At 42.2% G+C, this 1,665-nt stretch carries 1 protein-coding gene; it reads right to left on the reverse strand.

Translation table 11 applies throughout. The features are described from left to right. The coding region (gene ahpF / locus FTU80_RS16285; protein ID WP_180086120.1) for an alkyl hydroperoxide reductase subunit F at window positions 1-1,556 on the reverse strand (1,556 nt) is incomplete at its 3' end. Window positions 1,557-1,665: the final 109 nt, after the last annotated feature.

The following is a 1,665-nucleotide window of genomic DNA, read 5'->3' on the forward strand; positions in this document are numbered from 1 at the left end:
GAACGGATGATGTAATCAAAAGCAGATAATGATGCTTTCGCGCCTTCACCTGTCGCAATGATGATTTGTTTGTACGGTACTGTTGTACAGTCACCGGCAGCAAATACACCTTTTACATTGGTTTCGTTACGCTCGTTAATTACGATCTCACCACGGTTTGAAAGTTCTACAGCTGTTTCTTTTAAGAAATCAGTGTTTGGTAACAAACCAATTTGTACAAAGATACCAGCCAATTCAATCGTTTTGATTTCATCTGTTGCACGGTCTTTGTAGTTCAATGCAGTCACTTGTGAACCATCACCCACCACTTCTGTAGACAATGCATTCATGATCACGGTCGTATTCGGTAAGCTGTTTAACTTGTCTTGAAGGACTTGGTCAGCACGAAGCTTAGTATCAAACTCAACAAGCGTTACATGTTCTACAATACCAGCAAGGTCAATCGCCGCTTCGACACCTGAGTTACCACCACCGATCACCGCAACACGTTTACCTTTAAACAATGGACCGTCACAGTGTGGGCAGTATGCAACACCACGTGTACGGTATTCTTGTTCACCCGGAACGTTCATTTCTCTCCAACGTGCACCTGTTGAAAGAATCACTGTTTTAGATTCAAGTTTTGCACCATTCTCTAAAGTCACTTCAACCAAGCCATTGGCTGTTTGGTCAGCACCTTTGATGTCAGATACACGTTGCAAGCTCATGATGTCCACACCGTACTCACGTACATGTGCTTCCATTTCAGCAGCAAACTTAGGACCTTGAGTCTTTTGAATCGACGTGAAGTTTTCGATGTCCATGGTATCCATGACCTGACCGCCCATGCGTTCAGCCACGATACCGGTTTTAATACCCTTACGTGCAGCATAGATTGCAGAAGTATTCCCTGCAGGACCACCACCAATCACAAGCACATCAAATACCTCTTTGGCATTTAACTTTTCAGCATCTTTTGCAGCAGAGTTGGTGTCTAATTTGGCAATGATTTCTTCCAAGGTCATACGACCTTGACCGATGTGATTGCCGTCTTGGAATACCATTGGTACAGCCATGATTTTGCGTTCTTCCACTTCTTCTTGGAAGAATGCACCATCAATCATGGTTGCAGTTGTACCTGGGTTGTAAATTGCGATCAAGTTAAGTGCTTGAACCACGTCAGGACAGTTATGGCAGCTTAAAGATACAAACACATCAAAGTCAGTTTTAAGACCTAGACCTTTGATGGTGTTCAGTACTTCGTCAGAAACTTTCGGTGCATAACCTGAAGTTTGTAGCAAAGCTAGAATCAAAGATGTGAACTCGTGGCCCATCGGTAGACCTGCGAAGAATACACGTGGTGTTTCACCTGCTTTTGCAATACCAAAACTTGGTGAACGGCTGTTATTGCCATCGAAACGAGCAGTAACAAGGTTAGACAAAGCAGCAACTTCAGTTACGAGTTCTTTAATTTTGTCAGACTTGTCTGTACCGTTTAAAGTTGCGACGATTTCAATCGGGCCTTCAAGGCGTTCAAGTAAGGTTTTTAATTGAGCAGAAGTATTTTGATCTAACATTGCTAACGTCTCCAGAGGAGTAAATTTATTTGATGAGAGAATGATAGAACAAACCATTAAATAGGTGAAACGGTTTGTTTTTATAAAATTAATCGGTTTTACAAATCAA

This window comes from Acinetobacter sp. YH12145 (assembly GCF_013418335.1).
Taxonomy (GTDB): Bacteria; Pseudomonadota; Gammaproteobacteria; order Pseudomonadales; family Moraxellaceae; genus Acinetobacter; species Acinetobacter amyesii.